The 17,750-nt window shown below is 71.5% G+C and carries 13 protein-coding genes; 4 read left to right on the top strand and 9 right to left on the bottom strand.

Annotated elements, in window-relative coordinates; translation table 11 throughout:
• Positions 1 to 13: 13 nt before the first annotated feature.
• Together ABD333_RS24165 and ABD333_RS24160 are read left to right on the top strand one after the other, a co-directional pair.
• Entirely contained in the window at positions 14 to 898 is an 885-nt protein-coding gene (locus ABD333_RS24165) for a nitroreductase/quinone reductase family protein (protein ID WP_344544376.1), read from the top strand.
• 84 nt (positions 899 to 982) lie between these two features.
• A complete protein-coding gene (locus tag ABD333_RS24160) occupies positions 983 to 3,550 on the top strand; it encodes a hypothetical protein (protein WP_344544374.1) in 2,568 nt (855 codons plus the stop codon).
• 4 nt (positions 3,551 to 3,554) lie between these two features.
• Here ABD333_RS24160 and ABD333_RS24155 read toward each other — a convergent pair whose 3' ends face one another.
• The 7 genes from ABD333_RS24155 to ABD333_RS24125 form a co-directional block, all read right to left on the bottom strand.
• A complete protein-coding gene (locus ABD333_RS24155) occupies positions 3,555 to 4,160 on the bottom strand; it encodes a response regulator transcription factor (protein ID WP_344544372.1) in 606 nt (201 codons plus the stop codon).
• Between the two features lie 43 nt (positions 4,161 to 4,203).
• Positions 4,204 to 7,020 carry a DUF5682 family protein gene (locus ABD333_RS24150; protein WP_344544370.1) on the bottom strand — a complete coding sequence of 939 codons (2,817 nt, stop codon included), beginning with the start codon at positions 7,018 to 7,020 and terminating at the stop codon, positions 4,204 to 4,206.
• Complete coding sequence (locus ABD333_RS24145; protein WP_344544368.1) at positions 7,017 to 8,135, bottom strand: ATP-binding protein; 1,119 nt, start codon at positions 8,133 to 8,135, stop codon at positions 7,017 to 7,019. The genes ABD333_RS24150 and ABD333_RS24145 overlap by 4 nt, the downstream gene beginning before the upstream one ends.
• Positions 8,136 to 8,168: 33 nt before the next feature.
• Positions 8,169 to 9,497, bottom strand: coding sequence for a VWA domain-containing protein (locus ABD333_RS24140; protein WP_410557874.1), 1,329 nt, complete (start codon positions 9,495 to 9,497; stop codon positions 8,169 to 8,171).
• A 71-nt stretch (positions 9,498 to 9,568) separates the two neighbouring features.
• Positions 9,569 to 10,957 (bottom strand): hypothetical protein, encoded by a 1,389-nt coding sequence (locus tag ABD333_RS24135; RefSeq protein ID WP_344544364.1) that lies wholly within the window; start codon positions 10,955 to 10,957, stop codon positions 9,569 to 9,571.
• Positions 10,957 to 11,451: a hypothetical protein gene (locus ABD333_RS24130; RefSeq protein ID WP_344544362.1), complete on the bottom strand. Its 495-nt coding sequence runs from the start codon at positions 11,449 to 11,451 to the stop codon at positions 10,957 to 10,959. Before ABD333_RS24130 ends, ABD333_RS24135 begins: the two co-directional genes overlap by 1 nt.
• A gap of 155 nt (positions 11,452 to 11,606) precedes the next feature.
• Complete coding sequence (locus ABD333_RS24125) at positions 11,607 to 12,518, bottom strand: DUF6010 family protein (RefSeq protein WP_344544360.1); 912 nt, start codon at positions 12,516 to 12,518, stop codon at positions 11,607 to 11,609.
• A 103-nt stretch (positions 12,519 to 12,621) separates the two neighbouring features.
• Between ABD333_RS24125 and ABD333_RS24120 the strand changes: the two genes are divergently transcribed.
• Together ABD333_RS24120 and ABD333_RS24115 are read left to right on the top strand one after the other, a co-directional pair.
• Positions 12,622 to 13,758 (top strand): sensor histidine kinase, encoded by a 1,137-nt coding sequence (locus tag ABD333_RS24120; protein ID WP_344544358.1) that lies wholly within the window; start codon positions 12,622 to 12,624, stop codon positions 13,756 to 13,758.
• A complete protein-coding gene (locus tag ABD333_RS24115) occupies positions 13,755 to 14,360 on the top strand; it encodes a response regulator transcription factor (protein ID WP_344544356.1) in 606 nt (201 codons plus the stop codon). Before ABD333_RS24120 ends, ABD333_RS24115 begins: the two co-directional genes overlap by 4 nt.
• Before the next feature lie 176 nt (positions 14,361 to 14,536).
• Here the strand turns inward: ABD333_RS24115 and ABD333_RS24110 are convergent, their stop codons facing one another.
• On the bottom strand, positions 14,537 to 16,999 hold the full coding sequence (locus ABD333_RS24110; RefSeq protein ID WP_344544354.1) for an FtsX-like permease family protein: 2,463 nt from the start codon (positions 16,997 to 16,999) through the stop codon (positions 14,537 to 14,539).
• Positions 16,999 to 17,730 carry an ABC transporter ATP-binding protein gene (locus ABD333_RS24105; RefSeq protein WP_344544352.1) on the bottom strand — a complete coding sequence of 244 codons (732 nt, stop codon included), beginning with the start codon at positions 17,728 to 17,730 and terminating at the stop codon, positions 16,999 to 17,001. The genes ABD333_RS24110 and ABD333_RS24105 overlap by 1 nt, the downstream gene beginning before the upstream one ends.
• Between the last annotated feature and the right edge of the window lie 20 nt (positions 17,731 to 17,750).

Here is a 17,750-nt window from a genome sequence, read left to right as displayed (position 1 = left end):
GTTGAAGGAGAACATGACCAACGAGTTCAACCGGCAGATCATCGAAGAGTTCCGGGCCAACGGCGGACGCGTCGGCGGCCCGTTCGAGGGGGCGGTGCTGGCGCTCCTGACCACCACCGGTGCCCGTACCGGCCGCGCCCGTACCAGCCCGGTCGGTTTCGTCCGCGACGGCGACCGGCTGTTGATCATCGCGTCCGCCGGTGGGGCGCCCGCCCATCCGGCCTGGTACCACAACCTCGTGGCCCATCCCCGGGTGACCGTGGAGATCGGGGACGGCGCCCGCGTCGAGACGTCCACGATGATCGCCGTACCCGCCCGGGGCGAGGCCCGTGACCGGCTGTTCGCCCAGGTGGTCGAGGTCGCGCCGGGCTTCGCCGACTACCAGGCCGCCACGTCGCGCGTGCTGCCCGTGGTCGTCCTGCACCCGACGGACGCCGCCGAGGAGGCGCGGCTGCGGGCGGTCGGGGACGAGCTGGTGAGGCTGCACGGGTGGTTCCGCGAGGAACTCCGCACGATCCGCGACGAGGTGGCCGGGCGCACCGCCACCATGCCGGCGCCCCCGCTGGAGGCGGCGCTGCTCACGCGGTGCGTCGAGTTCTGCGACGGGCTGGAACGGCATCACACCGGCGAGGATCTTGTGGTGTTCCCGCACCTCCAAGGCCTTTTCCCGGAGCTGGGCCCGGCCCTGGCGAGGCTGCGCGACGAACACCACGTGGTCGCGGGGATCCGCGCCGAACTGCGTGCCCTGCTCGACGGTACGGCGGACACCGGACGGATGCTGGCCGATCTTGATCGGCTCGGCGAGCGGCTGGTGGCCCACCTCGACCACGAGGAGGCACAACTCGTCCCCGTGCTGAACGCCCTGGGCGACGCCCCCTGGCCCAACCTCGCCGAATAACCGGGGATGTGCAAAATGCACATTCTGGTCGTGCACAGTGCATACTCTGGCCTGTCGGGTCGTCTGACGAGGGGATGGGTTGGTGTGCGACAGATCCATGACCTCGGCCGGGTGCCGGTGCTCATCCTGTCCTGGCTCGGCCTTTACCTGACATATCGGATCACCCGCCTGACGGGGGACGAGAGCGTGCCGGGGGCCACCTTGCCCGGCGATGTAGCCGTCGCCTGCGGAATAGCCGTCGTCGCACTCCTCTGCGCCCTGCACCTCCCGATCGTGCTCCGGCGCGTCACCCGCCGCACCGCGTTCGGGATCATCGGGGCGCAGGCGGTCCTCAGCTACGCGCCGTACCTCTTCCTCGGGGTCTACTGGGACCCTGTCTCGGGCCTGCTCATGGCCTCGATCCTGCTCACGTTCGCCGGCAGGCCACGGTGGGTCGTGGCGGCGATCATCGTGATCGGCGAGTTCGTGATCGGCCGATGGCTGCTACCGGACGCGATCGGCCCCCGTGCCGTCTGGGCCCTCCTGGCGACGATGGCGATCGGGCTGTCCTGCTTCGCGATCGTCCGCTTCGGCGACCAGATGCGCGAGCTGCGCCAGACCCGCGCCGAGGTCGCCCGCCTGGAGGTCAGCAAGGAGCGGCTGCGGATCGAACAGGGCCTGCGGACGGCACTGGGCGAACGTCTGACCTCGATCATCGACGAGGGCCGCAGGGCCGACGGCGACATCGCCGGGATCGTGGCGACCGCACGGGAAGCCCTGGCCGAGGTGCGCTCCGTGGCCGACGCCTACCGAAGCCGAACGCTGGCCGACGAGGTCCAGGCCGCCGTGGCGGTCCTGACCGCCGCCGGTGTCCAGACCTCCGCCGACGAGCCGCCGAACCTCCCAAGAGACGTGGACGCCGCCCTGGCAGCCGTCCTACGCCGCACCGTGATCACCGTCCTACGCCACGGCACCCCAGACCGCTGCCAGATCGAACTGGACGCCTCAGCCCGCCTACGAGTGTCATTCCCCCCACCCCCAACCACGCCGAACGCCCAGACCACCCCGCCCGAGCCAACTGCACCAACCACGCCGGATACCCCAGCCGCGCCTGCTGCGCCGGACTCACCAGCCACGCCGGATGCGCCACACACATACGCCGCAGCAGCCACGCCAAAGATCTCTGCCACGCTGAACACGCGAGCCATGCAGGACGGCCCAGCTGCCCTCGCCACGCCGACCACGCCTAGTGCGTGCCACACAGCCACGCCACTCACACCAGCCACCTCAGCCACCTTAGCCACGGCTGGCTTCTCAGGCACGCCAGCCACGTCAGCCACCTCAGAGACGCCAGCCACCTCCGAGACGCCGGCCGCGTCAGGCACGTCGGGCCCGTCTGGCAGGTCAGGCGCGTCGGGGGTGTCAGCTGCGGTGGGCTTCCCGGCTGCGGGAGGTGTGGATGGTGCGGAGGTGTTTGGGGGAGCGCTGGGGGAGGCGGCTCAGGAGGTTGAGAGGCTTGGGGGGCGGGTTGAGCTCGGGGATGGCGTGGAGGCGCGGGTTCCGGTGGAGCGGCGCGGCACGCCTATGCGGGGGACGGCCGCTGCGCCGTGGCTCGCGTGGGCGGTTCTGCTCGCCATCGAGATCGACTTCGTCGGGACGAGTGTCACCAACATGTTCTGGCTCGCTGATGCGGGGCTGGACAGTTACGGTGCGTTCGAGATCGCCGTGACGGCCCTCCTCCTGCCGGTGATCAGCGTGTTGCAGCTGTACCACGTGTTCCCCCGGGAGCTCGGTGCGCCGCCTCCGGCGTGGCCGGTGACGCTCAGCTTGCAGGTCGTGCTGCTCTTCGTCGTGATGGTGACGGTGGGAGCGGCCGTTCCCCTGCCTTACATGGGGCTGGTGACGGGGGTCGTGCTCTTCCATGTGCGGCCGCGGCGGCTCGCGGCCGCCATCGCGCTGGTCCTGTTCGCGCCGCTGCCGACGATCCATGGGGCCGGGGGTACAGGCCTCTTCTCCGTCGTCCTCTCTTACATCTTCTGGGTCATCATCGTCTACGCGCTGTGCGCCCTGCCGGTCGTCGTGGCCGAGCTCGACGCCGCCCGGGGGGAGGCCGCGCGGATGGCGGTGATCAAGGAGCGGCTGCGGGTCTCGCGTGACGTGCACGATCTGCTCGGGTTCCAGCTGTCGGCGATCGTGGTCAAGGGGGAGCTCGCCGCCGAGCCGCGCACGCAGCTCGCCGAGCTGGTGACGCTCGCCGAGGAGGCGCGGGCGGCCGTCCGGTCGATCACCCGGGACCGCACCGGGATCACGCTGGGCGCGGAGGCGCTGGTCGCCCGGTCCCTGCTCACCGAGTCGGGGATCGAGGCCCGGGTCGAGCTGGCCGCGTCGGTGCGGTCGGACGAGGCGGACGTTCTGCTGGCGATCGTGCTGCGGGAGGCCGTCACGAACGTGGTCAGGCATTCGCAGGCCGGTTTCTGCGAGATCCGGACGTGGGACGCCGACGGGACGCTGCACCTGCGGGTGTGCAACGACGGCGTGCCTGCCGAGGAGCGCCCGGGCCGTCAGGGCACCGGGCTGGACAACCTGCGCGGGCGGATCGAGGAGGCCGGCGGGCGGCTGGCCGCGGGGCGTACGGACGGCACGTTCACCCTGACCGCCGAGCTCCCGGCCTGAGCGCTCAGATCCAGCCCGCGTCGGTGGCGATGCGGATGGCGTCCACCCGGTTGCGGGCGTTCAGCTTGGTGACGGCCGAGGCCAGGTAGTTGCGCACGGTCCCGTACGACAGGCCGATCTTGCCCGCGATCTCGGCGGGCTCGGCGCCGGACGCGGTGAGCCGCAGCACCTCGGCCTCCCGGTCGGTCAGCGGGTTGCCCTGCACGTCCAGGGCCTGGAACGCGAGCTGGGGGTCGATGACTCGGCCGCCCCGGGCGACGGTGCGGATGGCCTCCACCAGATCCTGCGGCCGGGATTCCTTGACCATGAACCCCGAGACGTGCGCGGCCAGGGCCCGGCGCAGATTGCCCGGCCTGGCGTGGCCGGTCAGGATCAGCGTCCGGCAGGCCGGCACCCGTTCGTGCAGCTCCGCCGCCGCGCTGAGACCGTCCTGACCGGGCAGCCCGATGTCGATCACCGCCACATTCGGCGTGGTCCGCAGGGCGGCGTCGACGATCGTGTCGCCGGACTCGACGGTGGCGACGACCTCGAGGTCGTCCTCCAGCGCCAGGATTCCGGCGAGCGCCTCCCGCAGGATGCCCATGTCCTCGGCCAGCAGTACACGGATCATTCGTGCCTCCCTGTCGAAGCTCCATTCTGCCTGGTCGTGAGCGTTACGGCAGCAGGACGTCCGCTAGCGCCCGTGCGGTCTCGGGATGGTCGGCCAGGAGGGTCGCGACTTCCCGTGGCCCGCCGGCCGATCGCCACTGCCCCTGGTGGCCGAGAAGGGCGGCCACCGCGTCACAGGCGGCCGGGTGGCTCTCCAGCAGGTCTGTGGCCGGGCCCGCCTGAACGGGCGCGACCGGCTTGGGCCTCGACGTCCACGGCGGAACCCAGGAATCGACGGCGGGCAGGGCGGCCGGGAAGGTACGGCCCGCCTCGCGGACGAGCACCGGCACCAGCTCGTGCGCCTGGTCGCGCAGCGTCGTGATCAGCTTGGGCAGCCAGGGGAGCAGGATGGTGTCCGGCAGGCGCGCGAAGGCCTTCGACAACACCTCGACCATGAACGGGGCCAGGGCGGGAGCGGGTTCGAGCGCCTGGACGAACCCGCTCATGTACTGCGGGAACGACGGCACGACGAGCGGGTTGGCCAGCAGCTCGTCACATCGGGAACGGAGCTCGGCCATCGGCATCAGGCCGAGCTGCGACTTGGCGGCCCACAGCAGCGCCACCTTGGCCGGCGCCTCCGGATGCGACTGCTGGACGGCGAGTTCGAGCTGGGCGTGGTCACAGCCGAGGGACAGCGCGAGGCTCTCCATGCCGAACAGGAACCCCAGCATCGCCGCCACCTGCCGGACGCCGGTCTCCTCGTCCACGAACGCGGTCGGCAGCAGCGTGCAGTAATGCGCGTACCCGGCCGTGACGAAGGACCGGCACCACTCCGGCAGCTCCGGCTCGGCGGCGCGGTAGTGGGTCAGCAGCCGCCGGATCAGGCGCAGGACCTCGGGCGCGTCGTCCACGGTGCGTTCGGCCGCGAGCAGCTCGACCGCCCGCCGCCCGAGCTCGTCGGTGAACCTCCGCCCGCCCAGGTAGAGGATGGAGTCTTCGACGGCCCGCAGCGCCTGCGCGGCCGTGGCCTTGGGCGCCCATACGGCACGCCGGAGGCGCCGCTCCAGGACCTGCTCGATGGTGACGCCCTCGTAGCCGAGCTCGACGATCGAACGCTGGTTGCGGCCGATCGCCAGGTCCCAGCTCTCCTGGATCGAACGTTCGCCCAGCCTGCGCGAGCCCATGATCGGACGGACGGCGTCGCCTGGCAGCAGGCGGCGCAGCACCCAGAGCAGATCGGAGCAGGGCACGAGCTCGGGACGCGCGTCGAGGTCGAGCAGCGCCCGCTGGATCGTGCGCTTCTCCAGGTCGAGCCCGAGCGGTTTCAGCCGGTCGAGGACGTCCCGGGCGAGCGGCGGCAGCGCGTCGTACCCGACCTCGCCCACCCGGTCGCCGCCGAGCAGGATCTCGCACAGCCGCCGGACGTCGCGGCGGCCGGGCACGGAGTCCTTCTCGATGCAGGTGATCGCCGCGTCCTGGAAGTCGTACGGCGTCGGCCGGGCTCGGCCGCGCATGCCCGCGAGCAGGATCGACGTCTCGAACACCGCGATCGCGTCGGCGGTGCTGGCCAGATAGCCGTTGCGCCGGGCCAGCCGCACGATGTCGACGCACCATCCGAGCAGTTCGGACTCGTCGAGCTCGTCCAGCGCGGGCGGGCGCGACAGGAAACCGGACAGCCGGTCGGCGACCGGCTCGGCCGGCGCGGGGACACCGGGCACGCGGCCCCGGCTCGACCGCTTGCGCGTGCCCCGCTGCCCGTCGAGCTGGAACGGCGTGAGGCCGCCGCGCGTCACGGCCTTGGCCCAGGTGGCGGCAGCGATCGACACCGATCCGGAGGCCAGGCCGAACTGCGCCTCGATGGCGGAGTGGCTGGAGGGGATGAGCCCGTACTGCCAGCGCGTCGCCGTCCGCGGGCTGATCTCGAACTCCGTCACCTCCGCGCGCAGCCCGAACTGCTCGACGTGGCTGGCCGCGTGGAAGGCGCCGCAGACATAGAGGCACTGCTCGGGGTCGGCGCCGGACGTGGCCAGATGCTCGCGCATCCGGGTCCACATGTAGCGCTCGCGGTCTTCGTCGCGGGCGCGGCTCCGGTCGCCGGTGGCCGGGCGAAGGCGGCGGAAGAGGCTGCCGATCAGCACCATGACCTGGCGGTACGTGGCGTAGTCGGCGCCTGCCAGGGGCTGCTCGACGTACTGGTCCCACCATTCGGACCAGTGCCGCACCTTGCCGTGGTGGAGCAGGTGCGCCTCCAGCTCGGCGAAGCCCGGCCGCAGGTCGCCGATCTCGATGCCGACGGCGTCGCCGTGGAGCGCGGCCTCGTCGTTCTCCTCGGACGCGGCGACCTCGGACGTCTCCCCGCCCTTGGCGTTTTCCGGCAGGCTGCCGTCGGCCTCGTCGCCGTCGGATCGGTCGTGCGGCTCCCACTGGAAGACATGATCGGTCGAACGGTCGACCAGCACCAGCTCGACGCCGGGGGTGTCGAGCGCGTACGCGATGGCCTGGTATTCGGCCGACGCCTCGGTGATGGGCGCCACCACGCTCAGCGGCGCCCACTCGGGCGGGAAGCCGTCGACCTCGCTGGCGAACGCCTGCAACGCGACCGGGAGCCGGCACTTGCGCAGCTCGTCGAGCAGCGGCCGGAGATCCTCGCAGAGCTCCAGGTAGATGACCTTGGGCTGCTTGTCGCGCAGCCGCCGGACCATGGCCGCCGCCGAGGCGGGCGAATGATGGCAGACGGGGAAGATCTCAAGCTCCTCGCGCAGCGCCCGGTCGACGTCGTCGACCATGCCCGCCAGGAGGCCGGACACGGCACCGGGACCACCGGCGAACGCCTCGGCGGCGTCGAGCAGCTGTGCGCGCAGTGCACCGAAGGGCTGCGTCATGACAACTTCGCGATCGCCTCGCGGCCGCCTTCGAGGAACTCCGCCCAGGGCGCGCCGGTGTCCTTCTTGCTCCGTGGCTCGACGACGCCGTGCCAGAACTTGTTGAGGATGGCCAGGTCTTCGGGAGCGCGCCGGGCGAGCGACCCGACCAGCGAACCGGCGAGCGTCCCCGCCCGCAGCGTGTTGTCGCCGAAGAACCGGCTGTGCAGGATGGCGTCTTCGAGCACGCCGATCTGCTCGGCGGTCGACAACGCCGACTCCAGCCGTTCGTCGTCGCTGGTGGCCGACGCGGCGGCGGCCCGCAGGTCGGCGAAGCTCTGCAGCAGGATGTCGAGCAGGGTCGGGGGCACCTCCAGCTCCATCTGGTGCCGCCTCAGCAGCTCGGTGGTGCGGAAGCGGACGATCTCCGCCTCGCTGCGCTTGTTGGTCACCACCGGGATGCGGACGAAGTTGAACCGGCGCTTGAGCGCCGACGAGAGGTCGTTGACGCCGCGGTCGCGGCTGTTGGCGGTCGCGATGATGGAGAAGCCGGGCTGGGCGAAGACGATGTTGTCGTCGTCGAGCTCGGGGATCGAGACGTACTTCTCCGACAGGATCGAGATCAGCGCGTCCTGGACGTCGCTGGTCGACCGGGTCAGCTCCTCGAAGCGGCCGATCACGCCCCGTTCCATCGCCGTCATGATCGGTGAGGGGATCATCGACTCGCGGGACTGGCCCTTGGCGATCACCATCGAGACGTTCCACGAGTACTTGATGTGGTCTTCGGTGGTGCCCGCCGTGCCCTGCACGACCAGCGTCGAGTTGCGGCAGATGGCGGCGGACAGCAGCTCGGCCAGCCAGCTCTTGCCGGTGCCGGGGTCGCCGATCAGCAGCAGCCCGCGGTCGGACGCCAGCGTGACGATGCTGCGCTCGACGAAGCTGCGGTCGCCGAACCACTTCTGCGAGATCTCACGGTCGAGGCCGTCCGAGGGCTCCGAGCCGAGGACGAACAGCCGGACCATCCGCGGGCTCAGCCGCCACGAGAACGGCTTGGGCGCGTCGTCGACGGACTCCAGCCAGTCGAGCTCCTCGGCGTACTTGACCTCGGCCGGTGCGCGCAACATCTCGTCGGTCATTCTCCGGATCTCCAATACGTGTGAGGGCGGTGGTCAGCCGAGGAAGTTCTTGAGTTCGAAGACGAGCTTGCGGATGTGGCCCGAGATCACGGGTGTGCCGAGGTCCTTGAACTTCTGCCGGAACCACGGATCGACGCTCTGGTGGCCCGAGCTGTTGACCGAGCCGACCGGGATGAACTTCACGCCCGACCGGTGCACCGCCTCGATGCCGTCGAAGAGCGGCTGCGAGCGGTCGAACTCGTAGAAGTCGGAGATCCACACCATGACCGTGTCGGCCGGGTTGGTGATCTTGGGGCGGGCCATCTCCATCGCCACCGGTCCGTCGTTGCCGCCGCCGAGCTTGGTGCGCAGCAGCACCTCGAACGGGTCGTGCACCCAGGGCGTCAGGTCGAGCGCACGGGTGTCGAACGCGATGAGGTGCACGTCGACCTTGGGCAGCCCGGCGAAGATCGACGCCAGGATCGTGCAGTTGACCATCGAGTCGACCATCGAGCCCGACTGGTCGACGACCACGATCAGCTTGGCGGGCGTGGTGCGCTTGGCGGTGTGCCGGTAGAAGAGCCGGTCGACGTACAGCCGCTCGTCCTCGGGACTCCAGTTGGTGAGGTTCTTCCAGATCGTGCGCTGGAGGTCGAGGTTGCGGAACACCCGCTTGGGCGGCACCGACCGGTCGACGGTGCCCGCGCTGGTCTGCTGGACCTGCGTGCGCAGCACCTCGGCGACCTCGTCGACGTACCTGCGGATGAGCGACTTGGCGTTGGCGAGCGCGACGCCGGACAGGTTGGCCTTGTCGCGCAGCAACTGCTCGATGAGCGACATGCTCGGGGTCAGCCGTGCCGCGAGCCTGGGATCGGCCAGCACCTCGCGCAGCGCCATGCGCTTGACGAGGTCGCCTTCGAGGCCGGACAGGACGCCCGACATCTCGGCGGCGCCCTCGTCGCCGAGCGCCTGCTTGAGCCAGCCCGCGTCCTGCTGCCACCCCGCCAGCTGACCCGCGGTCACGTTGCCCGAGCCGGTCGAGAACACGTTGAGCAGCAGCTTGGAGACGAGGGCCGCCCTGCGGACCTGCGCCTGAGGATCGTCGTCGCCCTGCTCCTGCTGCTGCCTCTGCTTCTGCTTCTGCCCGGGCGCCATCAGGGCTTGCAGCTCGGTGCCGAGGCCAGGAAAACGCTGAACGAGGTTGTCGACCGAGACACCCGGATCGAGCAGCGCCGGAGGCAGGCCGAGATCGTCGACGATCGCGACGCTCGCCGCCTCCAGCGAAGGCTGCTCGTCGCCGTCGAAGAGCCGGGCCAGCAGCCGCCAGTAGAGCACCTGCCGCCGATTTCCGTAGGCATCAGCGCCGCCCACCTGCGCGTCCATCTGCGCGTCCACCTGCGCGTCCACCTGCGCGTCCACCTGCGCGTCCGCGCCGGGGTCCCTGTTGAAGTCGGTCATTTGCGCAGCAACCGTCCTGCTCGTTCGCGCAGTACGGCGACCGCGTCACCGGCCTTGGCCTCGGCTTTCACGACTTTGGGGTCGGTCGGTCCCTGTGCCCAGTCGCCGGTGTGCGCCTCGACCGGTTTGCGCTTGACCGTGGCACGTACGGCGAGCGGCTGCACCCGCCATCGCCCGGCGTCCCAGCGCATCAGCCCGATGCAGGACGAGGAGGCGGCCAGCAGCTCGGGGGTCAGGGGACCGGCCGCTGGCAGCCGGGCCAGGTCGACCGTGAGGGGATGCCCGTCGAGCGTCCACCGGTCGCCGTCGGTCTCGTAGTCCTCCAGCAGGACGGGCTCGCAGATGCGGATCGGATGGCGTTCAAGCGGGGGTGTGGCCGACGCGTGCGCGTTCGCGAGCTGGACCCGGGCGGTGGCGAACGGATCGGCCGGTGCGCCCGCGCTCGCCTTGTCGTCCTGCCAGACGAGGTCGCCGCCGCTCGTCAGCGGCATGTCCGTGAGATCGAGGCTCCGGCGCTCGGCGAGTGCGCTGAGCAGCACGGGGTGCGCGTCCAGCAGTCGCCACACGGCCGGTCCAACGATGGTGTCTACCTTCGCCGCCGCGACACTGGCGCGGACGAGGCGGGACGGGCCGCCGCCGGCCAGCTCCAGCACGCCATGGACCTGGGCCTGAACGGCGGTGCCGTGCTCGTGCACGTCCACGCCGAGCGGGAGCAGCCGTCCGGTCACCGGCGCGACGGAGGCGGTGGGCCGCGCGCCCGGCTGGGAGAGCAGCACGGCTCGCGTCCACAGATCGGCCCATCGCCGCACGGGCAGCCGCGCCATCGTCGCGATCGGGCATGACGCCCTCAGCTCCGCCGCCAGCCCGTCGAGCAGCACCGCCAGGCGCCGCAGGCCGGGCTCGGCGAGGAGCGCCTCCAGCGTCTGGTCGGAGGAGGAGACGAGGTCATGGTCGACGCCGCGCCACCCGGCGATGGCGAGCTCGTGAAGCCATGATCGGGAGCCGCTGAGCAGGTTGTCGGCGGGCGCCGCGGTGGCCGGTGCCTCGTCCCAGGCGGCGCGCGTACGGCCCAGCGCGGTGTCGAGACGGTCGAGCAGCGCGTCGTGCACGGCCCCGAGGAGGGCGATGCGCGCCCCGGCCAGGGCCGTCAGGTGCTCGGCACCGATGGAACCCGCGGCGACCTTGTCGGCGGCCTCGCTCACGGCGGGCCCGAGCGGGCTCGTCGCCATGGCGCCGGCCAGCGCCGCCAGGCCCGCGGCCCGCTCCTCGCCCAGGCGGGCGAACCCGTGCACGAGAGCGTCGTCGAATCCCGCCACCAGGTCGAGCGCCTCGGCCACGCCGGGACGGTCGCCGTCGAGGAGCTGAGCGAGCTGTACGCCGCGCATCAGAGGGCCGCCTTCGCCGATGGGAACCAGTGCATCTCGGCCAAGGGCTCCGTCGTGCCGGGCAGCTCCAGGTAGGCCAGGTGGCGCAGGAACCGGCTGAAGACCACCGCGGCCGGAGCGGACTCGCGCGTGCCCTCCAGACCGTTGATCAGAGGCTCGTCCTCACCGGTCTCGATCTGCAGATAGCGGGCCACGCGGCCTCGCCCGTACTGCAGCACCGCCTCGTCGACCAGCGCGCGGAGGTGCTTGCAGGGTGAGGAGGCGCCGAGGCCGCCGCACGGCCGGTTGTTGTTGGTGCTGCAGTTGAACCCGTGCGTGCCGGCGGTGATCGACGAGACGTACACGCGGGCGATGTCCGACCCGCTCGACACGACTCCCTGCAACCGGCCGTCAGCCATCTCGACGAAGGGCACCTTCGCCAGCTTGCGGGGCTGGACGGGTGGCACGACCCGTACGGCGCTGCCCTGCTCCCACGCGTCTTCGTCCGCGTTCACGATCCTCCTTGGCCCGGTGCCCGCACGAACCGCCGGCGAGGGCCGGCAACCTGTCGAAGGCGGCCCCGGCGGGTGCCGGAACCGGTTCGCTCACCGTCACGAGAATCGTCTCGGACGCCTCCGACAAAATGAGCCCGGTCCACGCCGTTCCGGGTTCACCCGGCGGCGGCGATGATGATCGTCGCCCCGATGGCCAGGTCGAACACGGTGCACCACTCGGCGTAGCCGCGCGGGACGACCTTGCCGGCACGGTGGTGAACGACGTCCCAGACCGCGTGCAGCAGCCACCCGGCCGCCACCAGGTAGGGCGTCAGGTCCGGGTCCACCGACATCGCCGCCGCGACCAGGCCGAGGTAGGCGAGCAGGCCGCCCAGCTGGATCGCCAGCTCGCGGGAGCCGGTCAGCGTCCTGCGTACGGCACCGATCAGCAGGTACGCGCCGGGCAGTACGAGCAGCGTCCACGCGGGCGGGACCATCGGCGCGACCCACAGATCAACGGTCATCACGAGGGCCAGCCCGGTCGGCCACCGGTGCTTGAGCTCGGCCATGACCCGGCTCTTCGTCCCCGTCGGTGCGGCTACGGCCGCGGTCGTGGCCGTCGGCTTCGCGTGGTCGTGGTGGGAGCCTGCGTACTCCGTACGGCGGCGCAGCATCACCACGAGCATCGCCACCAGCATCAGCATGTGTCCCCACATCATGAAGTCCGAGGCGGAGAGGGTGCTGGTCCAGAGGAACGGGAAGAGCGCGACGAACGGCACGTACATCGCGGCGCACATCTCGGCGATGCCGGGCCATGCGTGACCGCGCACGCGCATCCAGATCGCCATGCCGAGGCTCATGTTCGTGGCCATCACGAGGGAGTCCACGTCGGGACGGGCCAGGAAGGCGGGCTCGCCGAGGAGCACCGAACCGGCGCGCCAGACGCCGGCGAAGAGCGCCTCACCGATGATCATCGCGATGACCATCTCGACGTAGTGCCCGGTGAAGCGGAACAGACCGCGGCGCGGCGAACGTGAGGCCCAGGGTCTCGGGGAGTCCTGCTGCTGAATCTGCGTCGTCATCGTCATGGCTTCAGAGTCCGGTGAGGGCGGCACAAGCCACAGATGCGGATCGTCATCGGCCGCCCGTGCGGATCGCATGGTCTGGCCGTGCGTCCATACAATCGCCGATGTGCCCGACCCCCGGATGCGCACGGCCAGGATGGCTACGTTGGCCATGCTGGGCATGGGCGTGGCCACCACTCTGGCTATGCCGGCTCTCGGTGCGCTGAGCGAGCCCAACACCGCCCGTATCGCGGCCGGGCTTGTCTCCATCGGGGCGTTCACGACGGCACAGGCGTGCGTGCTCTACTCGGCCGTTACGCCGTCATTGTCGAAGCCCTTGCATCGTCGTTTCGCCGTGGCCTTCGGAGTCACCGCCGTGCTGACCGTTCCGCTGGCCGGTCCGCTCGGCAAGGACTGGGAGACCTGGGCCTGGATCGGGGCCGCCGTCATCGCCACCGCGCCGCTGCTCGCGGGCCGTCGGCTCGCTGTACCGGTCATGGCCGCGGCGCTGGCGACCGTGGCCGGGGTGGCATGGTCGACCGGCGGGGACGTCGTCCATCAGGTGGTGCTCGCCCTGAGCGTCGGCGTGACGCTGATCCTCGGCGCGGGACTGCACGTGTGGTTGTGGAACCTCCTGCTGGAGGCCGAGGCCGGACGCGCGGCACAGGCCAGGCTGGCCGCCGCCGAGGAACGGCTCCGCTTCGCGCGGGACGTGCACGACCTCCTCGGGCATGACCTGTCGGTGCTGGCGCTGAAGGCCGAGCTGGCCGAGCGCCTGGGCCCGGTCTCGCCCGAACGCGCCGCGCAGGAGGTCGCCGAACTGCGCCGCCTCGCCGCGTCCGCGCTCGACGACCTGCGGCGGACCGTGCACGGTTACCGCGAGGTCGACCTGCGCGCCCAGCTCGACGCCACGCGCCAGGTGTTCGAGTCGTCCGGGGTGCGCTGTACCGTCACGTCTCCGGAGGAGGACGTGCCGCCCGAGGTCGCCGCGCGGCTCGTCCCCGTATTGCGGGAGGCGAGCACGAACGTGCTCCGGCACAGCCGGGCGGCTTGGTGTGACATCGAGATCGTCCAGCGGGAAGGCGAGGTGCGGGTGACCGTGACGAACGACGGGGCCGGGGCGTCGGAGCCCGACCGGCACAGCTCGGGGCTGCACGGGCTGGCCGAACGTCTGGCTGAGGGCGGCGGCGGGCTGAGCACCGAGGCCGTGGACGGCCTGTTCACGCTGCGGGCCGTGCTGCCGGTGCGAGCGGTGCAACCATGATCAAGGTGTTGCTGGCCGACGACGAGGAGCTGATCCGGACCGCGCTGGCCGCCCTCCTCGGGCTCGAACCGGACCTGGACGTGGTCGCCCAGGCGGGCGACGGCCGGAGCGCGGTGGAGCTGGCGTTGTCCCATCGCCCGGACGTGGCGGTCGTCGACCTGGACATGCCTGAGCTCACCGGCCTGGAGGTGAGCGCGGAGCTGGCGAACGCCCTGCCGTCGTGCGCGGTGGTGATCCTCACCGGACACCGCAAACCTCCGCTGCTGAAGCGGGCGCTCGACGCGGGGGCCAAGGGGTTCCTGCCGAAGGGTTCGCCGGGCGGAGCGCTCGCCGACGTGATCCGGCGGGTGCACGCGGGCGGCCGTTACGTCGACCCGGCGCTGGCCGCCGACGCGCTCACCGCCCCGGAATGCCCGCTGACCGAGCGGGAACTGGAGGTGCTGCGCCTCGCGGAGTACGACACCCCGGTCGCAGTGATCGCCAAGCGGACCCATCTGTCGAACGGCACCGTCCGCAACTACCTGGCCAGCGCCGTCGCGAAGCTCGACGTGGCCACGAGAGGCGAGGCCTTCCGCCAGGCCAGAGACAACGGCTGGCTATAAGGACGCCGATCCGGGCACCGCGCGGACGCCGAGCCGGACGCCGGGGCGGGCGCGGACGCCGACGTCGATCCGGGGACGGGCGCGGACGCGGGCGCGGACGCGGACGCCATGGCCGGTAGGGTGCCATGGCGTCCGGTACAGGCGTTCACGTAGTACCTACTGCGCGCCCGTCCATCTCACTCGCGGGCGGCGATGACTCCCGCAGGAGCGGAACGCAAAGCAACGCGCGCCGGGACGGTGGTGGCCAGCAGCGCCAGCAGCGCGGACCCGCCGACGATGCCCGCGTAGCCCGCGGCCGGGATGTGCGGCGTGGCCGAGCCGGTCATGCCGACGCTGAACGCGGTGAGCGTGACGAAGGCGATCGCGGTGCCGAGCACGGTGGCGATCAGCGTCACGACCCAGGTCTCCAGGCGCAGCGTACGCAGGACCTGGCGCCGCGTCGCGCCCGCCAGCCGGAGCAGCGCGAGTTCGCGGACGCGGCCCGCGATCGCCATGGCGAGGGTGTTGACCATCGAGATCGCGGCGAAGGCGACGATCAGCCCGAGGGAGAGGTAGTTGACCGCGGTGCCGCCGCTCGCCTTGTCCGGCGCGGTGGCGCGCTCCTGGACGCCGAGCCCCGGGTAGGCGGCGGTGGCCTTGCTCAGCGCGGCCCGGCTCACGCCCGGCGCCGACACCAGGACGGTACCCATGGGCACGTCCACATGGGCCGCCACGAGGGCGTGCGGCAGGGTGAAGTCTCCGAAGCCCAGTCCGCGCTTGTAGACGGCGACCACGCGCAAGGTGACGGGTGTGCCGTCGGCCATCGAGAACGACTTCCGGTCGCCGACCTTGATGCCCAGGCTCTCTCGTACGGCCATGGTGCCGTCGCCGAACGCATCCAGCGAACCCGAACGCACGTCCAGGTCCATGGTGTGGGTGAGTCCGGCAGGAGTGACGCCCTGGACGCTGTAGGGACTGTTGGCGGAACGCACCCGGCTGTGCAAGACCTCGGTGACGGCTCGTACGCCGTGCACGCGACGTACAGCCTCCGCAGCCGGGGACGGGACGGCCGGGCCGAGGACGAAGTCGGCCACGTTGCCCGCCTCGGCCTGGGAATCCGCCGCGCCCTCGACGGTGGTCTGCGCGAACAGCAAGGTCGAGGCCAGTGCGATCATCAAGGTGAGCGGGGTGATCACGGCCGCGAGACGGCGCGCACCCGTGCGCAGGTTGGCGGCGGCGAGCCCGCCGATGCCGCCCGAGACGCGCAGTGGCAGCGCGACCAGCCCGACCGCGGCGCGGGCCAGGACCGGCCCCAACAGGCCGACCGAGGTCGCGTACAGCAGCGCCGTGACCGGGGTCAGCGGGCCGGAGCCCGCCTCGGTGTGGACCGACCGCAGCACGATGGTCAGCACGACGGCGCCCGCGAGCACGACCGTTCCGGCGACGATCCTCAGCCAGGGCATGCGCGCGGGAGCCAGCGCGGCCTCGCCCAGCGCCTCGACCGGGCGCAGGCGGGCGACCCGACGGGCCGAGATGCGCGCGGCGAGCCAGGCGGCGGCCACCGTCACCGTGACGGCCACGATCGGCGCGAACGGGCCCACCACGAGCGGCAGGTTGGCCGGGATGGCGTCGAGATCGGCGAACGCGGCGTGCAGCCGGGAACCGAGGAACAACCCCGCCACCGCACCGGGGATCGTCGCGCCCAGCCCGACCAGCAGCGCCTCCCTGCCGATCAGCCGGCGGAGCTGGCGGGGCGTGGCGGCGATGGCGCGCAGCAGGGCCAGCTCACGTTCCCGCTGCTGGATCGCCAGGCCGAACGTGCCGACGACGGCGAGCAACGCCACGATGAGCGAGGTGCCACCGAGGGCGGCGCCCATGCTGATGAGCTTCACGCGTCCGCTGTCGCTGCCGAGGAACTCGACCCGCCCGCGGCCCTTGCCGGTCTGCACGCTGGCCCCGGCCGTGGTCTCCCGCATCGCGTCCCGTACGGCCGCGGCGGTGGTCCCGATGGCATCCGCGTTCGCGGGCCAGACGCCGATCGCGTTGACCTGCCCCGGACGGGCGGCGAGACGGCGCGCCTCGGCGGTGGCGAAGAACATCACGGTCTGGTTGTCGAGGCGCTGGGCGGTGACGCCGACGACGCGATAGGTCCCGGCGCCGAGGGACGTCAGCACGTTCACCTTCGCGCCGACGGACCGTCCCGACGCCGCGTCCACCACGATCTCGTCGGTGGCCGCCGGTGCGCGACCCGCCTTGAGCGTGAACGGGGTCAGCGCGGCCGACTCCCAGCCGTGCCCATCGACGGCCCCTCCGCCGGAGACCACGACGGGGAAGGTGACCTCGGTGACGACCGAGCGGACGCCGGGCAGGGCGCGCAGGCGTGCGGCCGTGGCTTCGGGAATCCAGGCGCGGGCGGTGTTCGGCTTGGACTTGCGCTTGAACTCCCCTTCGCCCTTGTCCTTGAGGAAGTGCGACTGGGGGTCTCCGGCGACGACGACCGGGGCGCCCGCGTACCGTTTCGGCGCCACCTTGCCCCGCAGGCCGGTGTCCATCAGCATGCCGCAGGCCGTGACGAGCGCGGCGGCGCAGAAGAGCGCGACGAAGGCGCCGGCGAACGCGGCGCGGCGGTGCCGCAGGGTGCTCAGTGCGAGGGAGAACATCAGACGTACGCCCCCAGCCGCGTCATGCGCTCGGCCACGGCGCCCGCGGCCGGAGCGGTCATCGAGTCGACGACGCGGCCGTCCGCCAGGAACAGCACGGTGTCGGCGTACGAGGCGGCGACCGGGTCGTGGGTGACCATGACGACCGTCTGGCCGAGGGTGTCCACGGTCTCGCGCAGCAAGGTCAGCACGTCGCGGGCGGTCATGGTGTCCAGCGCCCCGGTCGGCTCGTCACCGAAGACCACCTCCGGCCTGGTGATCAACGCCCGGGCGATCGCCACCCGCTGCTGCTGCCCGCCCGAAAGCTCGGCGGGCCGATGCGACGTACGTCCACCGAGCCCGACCCGCTCCAGCGTCTCGTTCAGCCACGCCTTGTCCGTACGGCCGCGCGACAGCCGCAGCGGCAACGTCACGTTCTGCTCGACCGTCAGCGAAGGCACGAGGTTGAACGCCTGGAACACGAAACCGACCCGCTCGCGCCGCAACTCCGTCAGCTTCGTCTCGTTCATCCCGGACAGGTCCGTGCCGCCCAGCCGTACGGTCCCCGAGGTGGGCTTGTCCAAGCCGGCCGCGCAGTGCAGGAAGGTGCTCTTGCCCGATCCCGAAGGCCCCATCACGGCGGTGAAGCCCCCCTTGGGGAGCGTGACCGACACCTCCCGCAGGGCCGCCACCGCGCTCTTCCCCTTGCCGTAGACCTTGCTCACGGCGTTCATCTCTACTGCTTCGCTCATGCCTTCAACTCTGCTGACCT

It is taken from the genome of Actinomadura fulvescens, from assembly GCF_039533225.1.
Classification (GTDB): Bacteria; Actinomycetota; Actinomycetes; order Streptosporangiales; family Streptosporangiaceae; genus Spirillospora; species Spirillospora fulvescens.
The sequence above is the reverse complement of the archived record's forward strand: the minus strand, read 5'-3'. Positions and strand labels throughout refer to the sequence as shown.

What these genes read in the sequence shown, in the direction of transcription:
- ABD333_RS24125 (WP_344544360.1), bottom strand. Translation starts at nt 12,518, where the DNA reads ATGACGATGACGACGCAGATTCAGCAGCAGGACTCCCCGAGACCCTGG.
- ABD333_RS24165 (WP_344544376.1), top strand. Translation starts at nt 14, where the DNA reads ATGACCAACGAGTTCAACCGGCAGATCATCGAAGAGTTCCGGGCCAAC.
- ABD333_RS24110 (WP_344544354.1), bottom strand. Translation starts at nt 16,999, where the DNA reads ATGTTCTCCCTCGCACTGAGCACCCTGCGGCACCGCCGCGCCGCGTTC.
- ABD333_RS24145 (WP_344544368.1), bottom strand. Translation starts at nt 8,135, where the DNA reads ATGACCGACGAGATGTTGCGCGCACCGGCCGAGGTCAAGTACGCCGAG.
- ABD333_RS24150 (WP_344544370.1), bottom strand. Translation starts at nt 7,020, where the DNA reads ATGACGCAGCCCTTCGGTGCACTGCGCGCACAGCTGCTCGACGCCGCC.
- ABD333_RS24140 (WP_410557874.1), bottom strand. Translation starts at nt 9,497, where the DNA reads ATGGACGCGCAGGTGGGCGGCGCTGATGCCTACGGAAATCGGCGGCAG.
- ABD333_RS24155 (WP_344544372.1), bottom strand. Translation starts at nt 4,160, where the DNA reads ATGATCCGTGTACTGCTGGCCGAGGACATGGGCATCCTGCGGGAGGCG.
- ABD333_RS24105 (WP_344544352.1), bottom strand. Translation starts at nt 17,730, where the DNA reads ATGAGCGAAGCAGTAGAGATGAACGCCGTGAGCAAGGTCTACGGCAAG.
- ABD333_RS24135 (WP_344544364.1), bottom strand. Translation starts at nt 10,957, where the DNA reads ATGCGCGGCGTACAGCTCGCTCAGCTCCTCGACGGCGACCGTCCCGGC.
- ABD333_RS24115 (WP_344544356.1), top strand. Translation starts at nt 13,755, where the DNA reads ATGATCAAGGTGTTGCTGGCCGACGACGAGGAGCTGATCCGGACCGCG.